The organism is Pseudoalteromonas peptidolytica, assembly GCF_012641745.1.
GTDB lineage: Bacteria > Pseudomonadota > Gammaproteobacteria > Enterobacterales > Alteromonadaceae > Pseudoalteromonas > Pseudoalteromonas peptidolytica.
This window is the reverse complement of the sequence record NZ_WEHZ01000008.1, coordinates 30,121-45,148: the sequence shown is the minus strand read 5'-3', so window position 1 is coordinate 45,148 and position 15,028 is coordinate 30,121. Positions and strand designations below refer to the sequence as shown.

Genomic DNA, 15,028 nt, shown 5'->3' with positions numbered 1-15,028 from the left:
CTTAAATACTGCGAGTAAACTGTTATCAATCATTTTGAAACTTATTCAATTACTTGATAATTAAATATTGCGTTATCAGGTACTTTTTGAGCGCAGGGAAAAGCCTTAAAATATAGTAAAAGCGGGTTACTATGGGCGATTAGAACCATTCAGCTCACCCATCCCCACTTTCAGCGATACACATTAAGGTTTGGATAAGAGTGAGCATACTCATGCTGTTTCAATCTATGGCGGATCACACCTTAAATTTGCCAACTAAATCGGTCAATGCGCTAGATAAAGAATGCAGCCTCACTCCGTTTTCATTTGTGTTCACCGCTATATCACTCACACTATCTGCGGCATTTTTAATCTCTACCACGTTGCGATTAATATCTTCTGCAACATGCTGTTGCTCTTCGGCTGCGGTAGCAATTTGCGTATTTAAATCACTGATATTCACAATTGCTTGAGTGATCTCGGAAAACTGTTGCTGTGCAGAGTTAGTCAACTCCACTGTTTTTTCTGTGCGTGTGAGACTACGCTTCATTTCCCCAGATACCAACTCAGTCATTTTTCGCAGCTTATCAAGCTGTGATGCAATTTCTTCTGTTGACTCTGAAGTACGTTGCGACAAGGCTCTTACTTCATCTGCAACCACAGCAAATCCCCTACCGTGCTCACCTGCGCGCGCTGCTTCTATTGCAGCATTCAACGCCAATAGGTTAGTTTGCTCAGCAATGCCTCGTATCACGCTTAAAATAGACATAATATTTTCGCTTTCAGTATCAAGCTGCATAATATCTGAAGTCGCCTTGTTAATAACTTCAGATAGAGTGGCTACACTCTCTACCGATTCTGTAATCACACTTTGCCCAAGCTCAGAGGCTTGTTGCGTTTGACCAGCCAGCTCTGCGGCATTTGCACAACTGGCCGCCACTTCATTGGCCGTAGCCGCCATTTGGTTGATGGCTGTGGCAGCCATTTCCAACGCTTGTTGCTGTTGACTCGTCGCCCCAGTGAGCTGATCAGACTGCGACGCGGTTTGTTTTGATGTTTCATTTACTTGCTGCGCACATTCATTTATTTGTGCCACTAATTCAGTGATTAAATTTAGGAATTGATTAAAACTAGTTGCGAGTTTACCTGTTTCGTCTTTGGTTTTTATATCTAGACGTTGGGTTAAATCACCTCCCCCTTGCGATATTTCAGTCAGTCCATCACTCACCTCTACAATAGGCGCTGAAATCAACTTGGAAATGTAATTGGCCAGCACCACAAAAATGGCAATCAGCACGGCACTCAAGATTAGAATGGTAAGCGTCATTGCGTTTGATGCTGCCATTACTTCACTTTTTTCAACTAACCCAATAAATTTCCAGCCAAGCTTAGGCGACGTATAAATGTTGGCAAAATAGTCTTTTTCGTCTATTTCCAACTCAAATAGACCGTCATTATTTTGCGCCAATTCGCGATAACGGCCATTTGCGATGTCATTTAATTTCTTAAACCTGTGTTCCGAAAACTTCGCATCAACTAGGACATTACCGGTATCCTCCACCAGCATTAAGTATCCCGTTTCTCCGAGCTTAATATTACGAATAATCTTGGTTAATCCCTGCAAAGATACATCCATGCCTTGCACTACAACATTTTGGCCGTTAGCTTTCACGGCCTTCACCGTCGACACTATCACCATATCATCTGGCGCCCAATAGTACGCACTTGTACGGATAGTATCGCCATTACCGCCCTGTCCTGTTTTAAACCATGGGCGCTGACGTGGATCGTAATTGGCATTTACTTGTCCCAACGGCCATTGAATATACCCGCCTTGCTGATTACCCATATAGATATAGGCAATGCCAGGATGGGTTTTGCCAAAGTGCTCAAACAGGGTATATGCTGCGCGTTCACTCTCACTACCAGCCATTGAGTTGAGACGGCTTGCACTGGTTTTGTCCATATACGTTTGTACGCCTTGACGGGCACTTAACACATCAGGGTGGGAAGCTAGATAATCAACATTTTTTGCAATTTCATCAAAAAACATCTGAATGCCATTATCGACTTGGATCGCTTCTCTATCGCTTAGCTCTGAAAAAGTCTCAATACCCTGCTGCCTTGTTTGACTAATAATGAGCCCAGCGATAATCAGTAACGGCAGGGCGATTGCCACTGCAAACGATAGTCTTAACTTTTGCGATATATTCATGAATCAACACCATTTCATCGATTATAAAAATATAGTGATAGATACCTTATTGAGCAAGAATGACACAAAAATATGACTACTTGAGCAGCGATTACTGTTCGTTATGACCGCTTATCTCGGTGACTTTGGGGTAAAGCCTTCGGCATGTTATTGTAACAACTTGATAAAATGTCTGGGTCAGGTGTGATAACGCACTTTTCAACTCAGCTTTTTAATTACTAGACCATATATGCCATCTTCTGCAAAATTGGTTTTTATAGTCTATTATCCGTAAGAAGTTTTTGCGCTCAACCACTTAACAACGGGACAACTATGTTAAAACTTTCAACCATCTCACTGGGATTAGGTCTAGCACTAAGCACTAATCCAGTGCTTGCCAATAATTCAGAAATTGACCTATTAAAACGCCAATTGGCTGAACTTCAAAAGAAACTCACGCAATTAGAGGAGAAGGAACAAGCTCGAGCTAAGCAGGAAGAACTTGCAAAAGCTGAAAAAGCTGAAGCGCAAGATAACACCACAACCACCGTTGCCGCAGCAGAGCCAAAGCCAAGTATCAAAGTTGGCGGCGCCGTACGAACTAATTTCAGTCATACCTCATACGATGATGACAATAAAAATCGCGGCGGTGATTTTGATTTCGATATTTTCAGGCTTAACTTTTCAGGTAACGTAGGTGGGTTTGGCTTAAATGCAGAAATCCGCTTTTTTGACTACATGACTGCTGTAAAGTATGCCTATTTAGACTACGATTTCGCCGAGAATTGGCAAGCACAGGTTGGTATGACCAAAGTGCCTTTTGGCAATTCACCTTACAACTCCCATAACTGGTTTTTTAACACCACCTATTATATTGGCCTCGAAGATGATCATGATATGGGGGTGGTCTTTAAACGAAAAGTTGCAGATAACTGGCAGCTCGACCTCGGCTTTTTTAAAAATGACGAGTTAGGTGGCGTAGATGGTTACGTTGATGACCGCAGTGACCGCTATTCTTATGACGTCGTCGGTTTTCGTAAGGCGGGAGATGGTGTCTATGATGATCCCACTCAACCAATCGGTGAATACAATACGTTTGTTGGCCGCTACGCCTACCACCTTGAGCACAGCGGTGGTGTCACAGAAATTGGCCTCTCAGGATTAGCCGGTGGTTTACACGACGGTAATGACCGTGCCGGCGATTACCACGCATGGGCGCTGCACCTAAATAGCAATATTGGCCCTTGGAACTTGCAGTTACAGCATGGCGAGTACAACTACGATATTGATGACGTGAATCGCATGGCTGTGGGCGCTTATGCTTTCTATGACTCAATTGCAGCAGAAGCAACCATGTCAAATGTTAACTTAGCTTACAGTATGCCAGTTGAGTTTGGTCCTATTACCGATCTGCAATTTTATAATGACTTCGGTATTATTTATGATAAATCCGATAACACTGAAGATACATGGATGAATGTAACGGGCGTATCACTTGCCGCTGGTGCATTTTTTACCTATGTTGACTTAGTTCACGCAAAAAACCAGCCGTTTATTGGCGGCTCAATTGCTGGCGATAGCGATGAAACCGAGCGTCGCTTCAATATTAACTTTGGCTACTATTTTTAGCCGTTCATGGGACGCCAATAAAATTCACGCATAAACCTGCAAAAAGCGTGATATTCAGGCGCTGCAGCTATTAGCGCATCGCCTTTTGTCGCACACAATGGAGCAGCAAATTACTACCCGCTTCAACATCATGCCAGTGACTCCATTCGTCTTGTGAATGGCTAACACCGTTAAGAGACGGAATAAAAATAAGCCCCGTTGGACATATATCACAAAAAACCTGACAATCATGTCCAGCGCCACTTGGCATGATTTGATAATTAAGTGACAAAGCGTCTGCCTGTAGGCGGATAAACTGGATCATATCAGGTGAACATTTTACTGGTGGTACCCAACTCATCCGCTCATGCTCAAACACCAATTGATGCTTACGAGCAATCGCGCTTAATACCTTATGACAGGCCAACTCCAAGGCTTCCATTATCGTTTCATCCATATCGCGCGCCACAATAGTAAAATTAACCTCGCCCGCAACAGTATGCGCAAAGCCAGGCTTGATTTCCGCTTTGCCAACCGTGATCCTTGTAGTATCAGTACCATCTTCGGCAATAATTCTATCAAGCTGATAAGCAAAGTCTGCCAGCCCCATAAAGGCATCACTGCGCATTTCCATTGGCACAGTACCAGCGTGGCTCGCTTTACCTATTAACTTAACCATCCATTTAAATACGCCAGCAATTCCCTCTACCACGCCGATTTGTATTCCGCTTTGGTCAAGTACAGGACCTTGTTCTATATGAAGTTCTAAAAAGCAGTCAATTTGCTCTGGCGGTAATTTTGCACCCAGCGCCGCCATCGGTTCTAACCCTTGAGCACGCATAGCGTCACTGAGCATATATCCATCGGCATCATGGCTACTGAGTAATTGCTGTGTGGTTAACTTTCCAGTTAACGCCTGTGCGCCAATCATGCCACTAAAACGTCCCTCTTCCTCACTAGTACCTATTACCCATACTGGATGAGTCAATGCTACCTCTTGCTCTTTAAGCACTCGCAGGCATTCAAAGCCTGCAACAACACCCAGCGTGCCGTCAAACATACCACCAGCTGGCGCACTATCTCAGTGCGAACCTATGATCACTGCGGGTTTTGTTGCTATTTCAGGAGAAGTCATTTCAATGATCACGTTGCCTGCACCATCCATTCGGCTTATAAATCCCTCTTGTTGTGCACAGGACATCAGCCATTTTCTAGCTGCAAAATCTTCGTCACTAAACCCTTGTCGATAGATCCCCTTGTCTTCATGGTTGTAGCCAAACTCTGCGAGCGCGAATAGCATTGACTTGAGACGTTCCAAATTCACGTTCATAACTCATTCCTCATTTTCGATGACACCTTCCGTGTGCTGTTATTTACTTCGTAACTATAACCCTTAGCCGACAATGTGTGCCTGCTACGCTCACAAGTTACTACCTATACCAACTAGGTGCTCACATTGATTCAGGCTTGGGCTCTGCCTTAAGCTTAGCTTTAGCTTAGTTGAAAATTCGCGAATTTCCGGCTCTGTGGTATGCTTTTAAGTGTGTGAAGTGACTGTCTCTGTCGCTTGAAAAGTGAGAATTTCAATGCCAAAACATAACACCTCCCTATTCAACCGCTGTTTCTGGTTTCACGCAGCAGGGATCCTGTTTGTTGGCCTTGGCTTTATTGGTATGGCGTTACCTGTGATGCCTACGACTATTTTTTTCATTCTCGCGCTGGGCTGCTTTACGCGCTCCTCTCCAAAATTAGCGCATTGGCTACTGACTCACCCAAAATTTGGCCCCAGCCTAGTGGCATGGCAACAATATCAAGTTATTCCACCCAAAGGTAAAATTGGTGCAACAGTAGGAATGGCGATTGGCCTTGTCATACTAAGTCTAAGCGCTGCACCTATGTGGGTGATCTGGGTTGTCGCAAGCATCGAGGCCACAGTGCTTTGTTATATATTTTCACGCCCAAGCACAACACCCGTTAACATTAGAGATTAAAAACACATAAATAAAACAAAGTAAACCCAAAGTTTACATTACTACCCATTTAAGGTATATCTCTTGTTCTTGTAAAAGAAACAACAACAAGTTGAGATACTATGAAAATAAAAATAACCTATCTAGCAACAGTGTTAGGCATAATGGCAAGCTCTGCCAGCGCCCAACAGGAATACCCTTTATTTCCCGGTGATCCTCTCGTACACCAGCAATGGCATCTAAAAAACACCGGACAAAATGCTTTTTCTGAACGAGGTGGCGTGGCAGGAGAAGACCTGAACTTAAGTTTAACTCATGCGCTTGGCATTATGGGAAGCGGCGTCACCACCGCTGTAATTGACGGTGGTGTTGAGCTGACACACCCCGATTTAATTAATAATGTAAAACCAGGATCGTGGGACTTTCTAACCAACTCACCAGACTTAAAACCAGCCAACAGCAGTGACAGTCACGGCACCGGTGTTGCAGGGATTATTGCAGCAACTGCATTTAATGGTATTGGTGGTCGTGGGGTTGCTCCAAGAGCTGGACTTGTTGGTTTTAACTACCTAAAAAATGGCAATATGGAGAACTGGCTACAGTCTCACGGCATGTATTCTGATGGCTTTAACAAGGCTTCATTTGATTTTCCTCGGGTGTTTAACCAAAGCTATGGTCGCACCTTATCTGCACCGCAGCGCTTTAATTATGACTCAACACCATGGCTACAAACCTATGAACAGGCACAAGAAGAGATCACCACCACCAGTCACAGCGGACGCGGTGCTATTTTCGTGAAGTCAGCGGGCAATGGGTATCGGGTACAAAGCTTTAACGCCCGTGGTCTTGGCTCAGGTTACTTATGGTTTGCAAATCGTAACCACGGCTTACCCATGCAAAATGTAAACCTTGAGCGAATTGATACCAGTTACTGGAACTTAGTGGTCTCAGCATATAACGCAGATGGCAAACTTTCTTCATACTCTACGGTCGGTTCAAGTGTATTTGTGAGCGCGCCGGGTGGTGAGTATGGCTCCACAACACCAGCGATCATCTCAACCGATATCAGCGGTTGCGATTGGGGTAAAAACCCAGCCAATTTACGTAACAGCTTGCATGGTGGGCACCCACTCGACCCACACTGTGACTATAATGCCACAATGAATGGAACGTCTTCAGCAGCACCAAATACAACAGGTGCAATCGCATTAATTATGTCAGCAAACCCCGCTTTGACTTGGCGCGATGTCAGGCACATATTAGCTTCTACCGCACGCAAAATTGATGCGGAGCACCCAGGCGTCACCCTGACTTTTAACAATGCACAGGGCGAAGCACAACAATACGACGCTATCCCTACATGGCAAACTAACGCGGCAGGTTATGACTTCCATACCTTTTATGGTTTCGGTGCCGTAGATGTTGACGCGGCAGTTCACATGGCAAGATTCTATAATGCAGATCGCGGCAATTTTACTATCACACCGTGGCAGCAAGTTGATGCCAACGTAACCATACCTGATGGTTCAGTTGCAGGTGGTGAAAGCTCGGTACAAATTGACAGCGATGTCACCGTTGAAGCTGTCCAGATCCGAGTAACAGGAGAGCATACCAGCACACGAGACGTGGCAATTGAACTTATTTCTCCAGCAGGAACTCGCAGTATATTGATGACCCCAAGAACTGGAACGATCACAGGTCGTAATGGTTTTGATGACATGCAGATGTTGTCACATCACTTCTATGGCGAAGTCGCTCAAGGCCAATGGACAATCCGGCTCATTGATACACAAGGTGAAGATGAGGCGTTCGTATTTGACCCTCGTAATGGCGCACAAGATATTCGAGCAGTTCACAGAAATAATGCACAAGATGGTGTACTCACCTCATGGCAAATTCGTTTTATTGGTCATAACTAAGGAGAACCTTCATGAAAGCAATCGTTTTAACTGCCTTATTACTGAGTGGCCACGCTTTTGCAAACAACGACGCATTGGTTGAGCTGGTAGAAGCCTCTCAAGGCGCTGCTGTTACTATTAATAATCAAGAGTTTATTGCTGTAGAAGCGAATAGTGTTACCTTAACAAAAGGCTTGCAGCTACAGTCGCCGTCAACCGGCGAATTGTACACGGTCACGGGGGAAATTATCGTGGAGCACCTTTCAGTGATCGATGCTACAACTTTTGCGCGAGATAATACGCTGACTTTAAGTTATGTCAGGGGCAATCGCGCTATTTATAGGCATGCTGACTCACAGATAGATCTTCAAGTATTAAACGCTCAATTACGCGCTCTGCCAGGAATATTGAGCACACAAATTGGTCTACAACTCGAAGGATTAGAAAGCGAGTAATGGGGTATGAAGTGGAGGCGCTACGCCTCCTCTGCACACTATGCAAACGCCTTAAAAGCGTCATCTAGTGGCGTGTGTGCAATATGATTCACATAATTACTCATCACTTTTTGACTTAGCGCTAAAATGATTTCCAACAGGTTTTGCTTGGTGTAACCCACGGCAAAAAACGCTTTAGTTTGTGCATCACTTAACTTACCGCGCTCACGCAGCATTTCGAGTGTTGTGGCACGCAATACTTCTAATTTTTCATCGCCCAATGGTGCTTGCTCACGCAATGCTTTGACCAACTCATCACTCACTTTCATTGATTTTGCGATAGCGGAGTGAGCAGGCACACAATAATGACATTCATGCTCTACGTTAATCGCTTGCCATACCACGGTTTTTTCATCGTTATTGAACGAGCTGTTTAAAAACGCTTCGTGTAACACTTGATAACCATGTAGATGCTCAGGCGACTCAGCCATCACGCCATGAAGGTTTGGAATACGGCCAAACGCTTGCTGGGACTTCTCGAGTAATGGTTTACCTTTTTGCGGTGCAGAGTCCACAGTATGGATTGTAAAGTCAGTCATAACTTGCTCCTTTTGGTGCATTTTGTATTGGTATAACCTGAGATCTAACTAACCTCAGGTTAACTACTCATTGAGTACTAGACTAACCTTACTTGAATGATCGTTCAAATAACTATTCGCTATAGTAAACACAATAACTGTCTATATTAGTATGAAATATAATTCGCTACTGGCTGGTCGGGTCAAGCCAGCAGTATTGGGATCAAAAATAAATTTTGTTCTCAGCATAGTCTATAACTAGCTTGTCATCCTTAAAGTTACTTAAGCCAAGTAGGATAAATGGCTCATCTTTATATCCAAGCACCTCAAATACCGGCATATCTGACAAGTGACTTTCAGTATTGATGATTTCCTTGCCACCTACGCTAAAGCGCAGTGACTCTATGGCGACCTTTTTGTTTTCTATATTATTTAGACCTCGGCCGATATCTTCTTTACCAAGTGTCAAAGATAGCTTATTTGCCAAGTGTGAGTTGATGTAATTAGTTGGCGCGCCGGTATCTAGTAACGCATCCACCCGTTCACCATTAAAACTTGCTTTGAGTTTGATAAAGTCGTCGTCTATCGTAAAGCGCGCACTTTTTAGACCTTGTGTCACACTACTTGGGCAATCCCCCTGATACAAACTAAACGCATTACTTTTGAAATCAAACACATTACAATACTGCGACATATATCCATGCCCCAAAATGCCAGGTAAGACGCCTTCCACCTCTAAGTTATCCATATCTTTAAATACATAAGGCAGCGACTCAATTGCAAAACGCCCGACACTCGTGTGCTCTATCTTTGTCAATTCCAGCTTTGAATTACCATTAGCCCCTTGCACATTCATTGTGCTTATTTTGTCTTCTGGCAAGGCTAATTTTACTTTCATGTCTACTGGCAAAATACCAACGTTCGCAGCAGTGTCTAAAATCATGGGATGCGTGACCTGATGATTAAGCGCTGTCATTACATAGGCGTGACCTTTCTCGGTATACTTCATCGGTAAGGTTAGTGACTCAGGTTTGGTAGGCGCGCTGATGCCACAGCCAACGGTAGTACATGCTAATACTGATAAAATAATTGCTCTCATAATCTTGCTCTCACACTGTTGATGTTTTTGTTGAGCTAACTATGCCGAGCAATTGTCAAGCAATTATCAAGTTAGTCGAGAAAACCTCAGCGTAAAGCTCGCTCCTTGATTTTCAGTGCTATTGGCAGTCAAGGTCGCCCCCATCAACTCAGCAAGTTGACGACAAATTGGTAAGCCGAGCCCCAAACTAGATGTGTCATGGCGTGACGCCTGAACTCGGTAAAAGCGTTCAAATATTTGTGTTAATTGAGTAGGAGACATACCCTGACCGCGATCAGTTACCGTGATAACCAGTTCATTGTCTTGATAATGTAGGTGTAGCATTACAATGCCGCCATCAGCGCCGTATTTAAACGCATTATCGAGTAGATTCACCACTATCTGCCTAACTCTTCCTGCATCGAGCGTAGCGGTTACGCCCGCTTGAATATCCGCTGTCAACGCCACACCTTGCTCCTGTGCCTGCGCTTGATAACGCACCAAAAGCGCACTTAGCAACTCAGAAACATTCACCTGTGTAGGTGACAACGTCAGTTGTTTTGATTCGGTTAACGATAATAAGCACAAGTCGTCGATGATACGATTGACGTTGTGAAGGTCTTGGGCGATCACTGCCAGCTGAGCTTTATCCATCGGCAAGATGCCGTCTTCCATTGCCTCCAAGCGTGAGCGAATGCCGTTAAGTGGGGTTCTGAGCTCATGAGATAAGTCTGAGTTCATTTGTTTATATTGCTGATGTAACCCCTGTAACCACGCAGCAAGATTATTGAAGCTGCTAATGATTTCACCCACTTCATCATGGCGCTTAAGCGCCAAGCGGGTATCTAACTCGCCCGACTCTATCGCCTTAAAGCTACGTTTAAGCTGTTTAAGCGGCGACAAGAAGTACCACGACCCCAGCCACGCAAGTAATGCAGCAATAATCGATAAGATGACCAAAGTAAGCATAAAATCGTCCAGCATTGCTTGCTGTAGCGCTTCCTTTTCAAACGACCTGTCTAGCAGTACCTTGGGAAGCCAAAATAATTCTTCATTTTGCGCCAGTTCATGTTGCACTTCATTAAATTGCACCACAAAGGCTGCAACACCGGGATGATGAATTGAAAATTGATGACCGGATTTGACCTGCTCATACTCAATTGAGAGCGTTGGGTCGAGGGTTTTTGCACTCGTGGTTAACTTGGTGTCTCGCCAAATAAACAGTTGCTCGGGAAAAGTCGCTGATAAAAACGTCAGCGTCGCTTCTGGGTTTACAAAAGCTTTATCAGCCAATGCGGCTTCCACTAAGTCATCATCAAGCAATGTATGCCCAAATGTCACCGCACTTTGCTTATTGAACGCTAAAAAGGTGCGCTCCGCCGAGTGTTTAGATAACTGATAAAAGCTCCCAAGCAATGCAAAGGTACATAGTGCCACAAGTAAGGTAAATTTAGTTTTTAATTTCATGGCAATACCTTATGCGCGATAAATTGATAACCCTGACCATAACGCGTAGCAATAAACTTAGGCTCAGCTTTGCTATCGCCCAGTTTCTTACGAAGGTTTGCTAAATGCGTGTCAACGGCACGGTCTGTGATCGGTGCATCGCTCCCCCACACTTGCTCTATTAATTGTGCACGGCTAAATACTTGGTGAGGTTGTTTGGCCATGGTGAGTAGTAACTCAAACTCTACCGCCGTCAACGCAGGAGTCTGCTTTGCCACAGTGACGGATTTGCTCTCTAAGTTAATGCTTAAGCCATCAAACAGCAAAGCGGCACTTTGCTGTCCACGATAGCTGCGCTTACATAGCGCTTTTGCTCGGGAGATAACTTCACGCGGACTGTAAGGCTTACACACATAATCATCCGCGCCAAGTTCAAACCCCTCAAGGCGGTCGGTTTCAGACACTTTTGCGGTCACCATAATGGTAGGAATGTTGCGCATAACGGATTCTTTAAGTAGCTCACGGCCATCACCTCCTGGGAGCATAACATCCAAAATCGCAAGCTCAAATGTGAGGTTTTGTAAGGCTCGATGGGCATCTGGGGCGTTATCGAAATGGACAACCTGCATATCCGCTTGTGCCAGATATAAACTTAAAATCTCGGCACTGCTTGGGTCATCCTCGACATATAAAACAGTATATTGGTTAGGCATTGTTGAAATTAACTTAACGAGTCGTGCTGAAGTATTCGAAGCCTTTTGATAGCCGCAATACCTTTCATCATTATTGTGATGAGAGTCAATCGCGCCCACGCAAGTAAGCGATCCGTCAGCTGATAATGTCAATAGCTGCACTATGCCACAACCGCACAGCTTATTAAACGTAGTGACCATAGCAAATTATACCAAGCTGTAAACACCGCATAACAAAAAACAATCAACCATTCACCCTCTTGATTGATGGTAACCATCTATAATAAAAGGACTTTTACATTACTTATCAATGCAAAATCGCAACCTTTGCAACCCGTAGTTAATAGTGTCACTAAGACACAAATACACAACAATACAAATTTTGATCGATTTAAATCTTAGTGTCGCACAGACAAAAACTTATATTTATTAACATAAAAAACCCTTATTTTTGATTTAATCTGGACAATCGTTTATTGTGTCCAAAAGACAGTATCTAGATAACCGATGACTTCTGAACACGATTTAACCGAGTTTCACACCCCACTTTTTTCAGTAAACAACGTGCTATTTACAATGTTGCAGGACAGCCTAAAAGTACTGTTGGTAAAACGTACTAGCGCCCCATTTAAAGGTCGCTGGGAGTTACCTGGCGAGTGTGTTGATATTGAACTGGACGACAACACGGATATGAGTGCGCTGCGCAACATCAAAGCGCTCACCGCTGCCACTCCGCAATTTTTTGAGCAGCTACAAGCCTTCTCTGGGATCAACCGTGATCCACGAGGCTTTAGCGTATCGCTGGTTTATTACGCTTTGATTTCACCGCAATGTATCGCCGTAAAACCAAGTGCAGTAGAGGAAGTAAAATGGATGGATCTGAGTGCGATCCAAGATCTCGCAATAGCTTTTGATCATAAGCAGATCATCGCAACGGCAAGATCTCAGCTACAACAAAAAGCATTATATTCAATGATCCCCGTTTATTGCTTAGCGGATCAATTTACCATCGGACAACTTAAAGCTGCCATTGAGGCCATCATCGCCAAGCCTATTCAACGTAAAAGCTTAATAAGGCGTGTTGAAGCTTCCGGCATGCTTGAAGCACTCGATGAAAAAGTGAAGTCTGGTGGGCGACTGGCACAGTTATACCGGCTAAAGTCAGACACAGAAACTGTGTATTTTGAACGGAGTTTGAGCTTTGGATAAAGCACAGATCGTGGCAGTTTTTACGACAACGACAATATTGCTCCTTGCAAATAATCTAGTGCCTGACATTGTGCTTGCAACTGTTCGATAAAATCCTTGGTGTGAGCCGGTGGGATCTGCTGGTTTGGCCAAAGCGCATAAATGTTACGAGTAAATTGACAGTCACCGATATATTTAAATGCTGTTTTAGAGTGCGCGCGCAGCGCGGCTATTTCCGTCATTGGCAATACACCCGCACCGTTCTCTGAACCAACCAATTTTCTCACCAGAGTGATATCACCCACATAAGATACGTGATTGAACTGTGCAAGTAGTGTGAGCCATTCATCGGTTGCTGGAATTTGTGAAGCTTTAAACGGTAAGAACAAAGTTTGCGTAGTCGCAATCTCTTTAGCGACCACTACCCGCACGGTAATTTGCCCCAAGCGCTTTTGATAGACGCTAGAATCCTCCAGCTCGCCAACACGGATCGCTAAATCAAAGCGTTTTTGGCTTAACAAGGCCACACTGTTGGCAGGTTCAACATGTAATTGAATATCAGGATGTTGCGACTGAAACGATTGCAGTGCATCGTATAATGGATCAATTATTAGGTTTTGCGGGCATAGCAGGTGAAACGTCTTAGCTTCTAGTGTCGAAAGCGTTTCACTTTTTGCATGCAGCGCAAGCAGCGGATCAGCCATCTCATCGACTACAGCTTGACCGTGATTTGTTAGTCTAAGCCCTCTGGCACTGCGCAGTAATAACGGATAACCAAGCTTGTCTTCTAGCGCTAACATCCGTTTAGACAGCGTCGGGGCGCCAATCCCAAGCTCTTCTGCCGCCTTGGCAAAACTTCCCCAGCGGCTTATCTCAATAAACAGTCGTAAGTCATCTAGCATAATTACCCTTGCAATCTTAGCTTTCCACTTCTGCCATTCTGATCGACTGGCTATTCCCTACAATCATACCAACAGCCAAAGGAGAAAACATGCAAAAACTCGTTTTTACATTGCTACTGTCACTATGCCTGTCACTTATGGTGTCTGGGTGGGTTACGTACATCAACTTAGGATTAGTGGCAGACTTTACCATGCGATGGGCACATGCTTTTGCCAACGCTTGGCCAGCCTCGTTTGTCGCAGCTTATTTATTATCAGCCCCCGTTACCGCCGTTACTAAACGCATTATGGAGAAATACCATGACCATCAGCCACAATAACGTTAACTTTATCGCCCATATCACACCTAAGCCCGAGCACTATCAAGATTGTATTAACGCAATCCAAGAGATCTTGCCTGCCACTCATGCAGAAGCAGGTTGTTTACGCTTTGAACTTTATGAAAATGAAAACCGCACCCAGCTTACCTTAGTTGAGCGCTTCATTGATCAAGCCGCGTTTGATTTTCATCACCAGCAAGCTTACACCAAACAGGTATTTACACTGTATCAAGGATGGTTGGCAAAAGCGGTGGATATAATCGCCATCAAACCGCTGTAACCAACACTTTAGCTCGATATAGCACAATGCCATTTTATTAGGTGTTGTGCGATTGGTTTAGTGACTTGTTAAACCTTGGGTATTTTTACAAAGACGATATACTAAGGTGAAGTACAACAATAAAAGGAAAATGCCATGCCAGGATTACCAGCTGCACGGATTTCAGATATGCACGTCTGCTCTTTGGTGACTGGCACCGTGCCACATGTAGGCGGGCCAATATCAGGCCCTTCGGTGCCAAACGTGTTAATTGGGGGAATGCCTGCTTCTGTTGTTGGTGATATCGCTGTTTGTGTTGGTCCACCAGATACCATCGTAAAAGGCAGTACCAGTGTGCTTATCAGTGGCAGACCAGCAGCAAGAATGGGGGACACCACCAGCCATGGCGGTAATATCGTCCTTGGCATGCCAACGGTGTTAATAGGCTAAACACAATTAGCGGTGAGCTTGAAGCCCAGATC

At 44.4% G+C, this 15,028-nt stretch carries 15 protein-coding genes and 1 pseudogene; 8 read left to right on the top strand and 8 right to left on the bottom strand.

Annotation, left to right across the window (positions count from 1 at the left end):
* Nucleotides 1-235: 235 nt before the first annotated feature.
* Nucleotides 236-2,194, bottom strand: coding sequence for a methyl-accepting chemotaxis protein (locus F9Y84_RS07110; protein ID WP_147388972.1), 1,959 nt, complete (start codon nt 2,192-2,194; stop codon nt 236-238).
* A gap of 312 nt (nt 2,195-2,506) precedes the next feature.
* On the opposite strand from F9Y84_RS07110, the gene F9Y84_RS07105 reads away from it, so the two are divergent.
* Nucleotides 2,507-3,802, top strand: coding sequence for a porin (locus tag F9Y84_RS07105; RefSeq protein ID WP_147388971.1), 1,296 nt, complete (start codon nt 2,507-2,509; stop codon nt 3,800-3,802).
* A 70-nt stretch (nt 3,803-3,872) separates the two neighbouring features.
* Here F9Y84_RS07105 and F9Y84_RS07100 read toward each other — a convergent pair.
* Nucleotides 3,873-4,850: pseudogene (locus F9Y84_RS07100) on the bottom strand (allantoate amidohydrolase); the annotation flags it as partial.
* A 12-nt stretch (nt 4,851-4,862) separates the two neighbouring features.
* Nucleotides 4,863-5,111: a hypothetical protein gene (locus F9Y84_RS22110; protein ID WP_225740651.1), complete on the bottom strand. Its 249-nt coding sequence runs from the start codon at nt 5,109-5,111 to the stop codon at nt 4,863-4,865.
* A 256-nt stretch (nt 5,112-5,367) separates the two neighbouring features.
* On the opposite strand from F9Y84_RS22110, the gene F9Y84_RS07095 reads away from it, so the two are divergent.
* The 3 genes from F9Y84_RS07095 to F9Y84_RS07085 all read left to right on the top strand — a co-directional run bounded on the left by F9Y84_RS07095 (nt 5,368) and on the right by F9Y84_RS07085 (nt 8,104).
* The gene (locus tag F9Y84_RS07095) at nt 5,368-5,772 is read left to right on the top strand and encodes a YbaN family protein (RefSeq protein ID WP_128731442.1); all 405 of its coding nucleotides are present in this window, start codon (nt 5,368-5,370) and stop codon (nt 5,770-5,772) included.
* A 101-nt stretch (nt 5,773-5,873) separates the two neighbouring features.
* The gene (locus tag F9Y84_RS07090) at nt 5,874-7,670 is read left to right on the top strand and encodes a S8 family serine peptidase (protein WP_147388970.1); all 1,797 of its coding nucleotides are present in this window, start codon (nt 5,874-5,876) and stop codon (nt 7,668-7,670) included.
* Nucleotides 7,671-7,681: 11 nt separating this feature from the next.
* Entirely contained in the window at nt 7,682-8,104 is a 423-nt protein-coding gene (locus tag F9Y84_RS07085) for a DUF3379 domain-containing protein (protein ID WP_147388969.1), read from the top strand.
* 38 nt (nt 8,105-8,142) lie between these two features.
* Here the strand turns inward: F9Y84_RS07085 and F9Y84_RS07080 are convergent, their stop codons facing one another.
* The 4 genes from F9Y84_RS07080 to F9Y84_RS07065 form a co-directional block, all read right to left on the bottom strand.
* The gene (locus tag F9Y84_RS07080) at nt 8,143-8,682 is read right to left on the bottom strand and encodes a carboxymuconolactone decarboxylase family protein (protein ID WP_125250747.1); all 540 of its coding nucleotides are present in this window, start codon (nt 8,680-8,682) and stop codon (nt 8,143-8,145) included.
* A gap of 202 nt (nt 8,683-8,884) precedes the next feature.
* The gene (locus tag F9Y84_RS07075; RefSeq protein WP_147388968.1) at nt 8,885-9,760 is read right to left on the bottom strand and encodes a retropepsin-like aspartic protease; all 876 of its coding nucleotides are present in this window, start codon (nt 9,758-9,760) and stop codon (nt 8,885-8,887) included.
* A 66-nt stretch (nt 9,761-9,826) separates the two neighbouring features.
* On the bottom strand, nt 9,827-11,206 hold the full coding sequence (locus F9Y84_RS07070; protein ID WP_147388967.1) for a sensor histidine kinase: 1,380 nt from the start codon (nt 11,204-11,206) through the stop codon (nt 9,827-9,829).
* A complete protein-coding gene (locus F9Y84_RS07065; RefSeq protein ID WP_225740650.1) occupies nt 11,203-12,078 on the bottom strand; it encodes a response regulator transcription factor in 876 nt (291 codons plus the stop codon). Before F9Y84_RS07065 ends, F9Y84_RS07070 begins: the two co-directional genes overlap by 4 nt.
* Before the next feature lie 306 nt (nt 12,079-12,384).
* Here F9Y84_RS07065 and F9Y84_RS07060 point away from each other — a divergent pair, with 306 nt between their 5' ends.
* Complete coding sequence (locus F9Y84_RS07060; RefSeq protein WP_147388966.1) at nt 12,385-13,086, top strand: NUDIX hydrolase; 702 nt, start codon at nt 12,385-12,387, stop codon at nt 13,084-13,086.
* A gap of 20 nt (nt 13,087-13,106) precedes the next feature.
* Here F9Y84_RS07060 and F9Y84_RS07055 read toward each other — a convergent pair whose 3' ends face one another.
* On the bottom strand, nt 13,107-13,967 hold the full coding sequence (locus tag F9Y84_RS07055; protein WP_147388965.1) for a LysR family transcriptional regulator: 861 nt from the start codon (nt 13,965-13,967) through the stop codon (nt 13,107-13,109).
* An 89-nt stretch (nt 13,968-14,056) separates the two neighbouring features.
* Here F9Y84_RS07055 and F9Y84_RS07050 point away from each other — a divergent pair, with 89 nt between their 5' ends.
* The 3 genes from F9Y84_RS07050 (at nt 14,057) to F9Y84_RS07040 (ending at nt 14,996) form a co-directional block, all read left to right on the top strand.
* Entirely contained in the window at nt 14,057-14,287 is a 231-nt protein-coding gene (locus tag F9Y84_RS07050; RefSeq protein ID WP_147388964.1) for a DUF2798 domain-containing protein, read from the top strand.
* Nucleotides 14,268-14,567, top strand: coding sequence for a putative quinol monooxygenase (locus tag F9Y84_RS07045; protein ID WP_147388963.1), 300 nt, complete (start codon nt 14,268-14,270; stop codon nt 14,565-14,567). Before F9Y84_RS07050 ends, F9Y84_RS07045 begins: the two co-directional genes overlap by 20 nt.
* 135 nt (nt 14,568-14,702) lie before the next feature.
* Complete coding sequence (locus F9Y84_RS07040; RefSeq protein WP_125250755.1) at nt 14,703-14,996, top strand: PAAR domain-containing protein; 294 nt, start codon at nt 14,703-14,705, stop codon at nt 14,994-14,996.
* Nucleotides 14,997-15,028 lie beyond the last annotated feature (32 nt).